The 231-nt window shown below is 73.6% G+C and carries 1 protein-coding gene; it reads right to left on the reverse strand.

The features are described from left to right. Positions 1-231 (reverse strand): 16S rRNA (cytosine(1402)-N(4))-methyltransferase (gene mraW / locus AC0IY0_RS29135; RefSeq protein WP_471766524.1); only part of this gene is annotated, 231 nt, incomplete at both ends.

Genomic DNA, 231 nt, shown 5'->3' on the forward strand with positions numbered 1-231 from the left:
GCCTCGTTCACGAGGTCCGCGGCGCTGGGGCCGTCATTGCCCATCCGCATGTCGAGGGGGCCGTCGGTGCGGACCGAGAAGCCCCGCTCCGGGACGTCGAGCTGCATCGACGAGACGCCGATATCGAGCACGACTTGGTCGACGTGGCTGTCGCCGGCCTCGGTGAGCAGCGCGGCGAGATCCCCGAACCGGCCCGGCACGAGGCGCAGGCGCCCGCCGGCCTCGCAGGCC

The sequence above is a fragment of the Methylobacterium sp. AC315 genome (genome assembly GCF_979253755.1).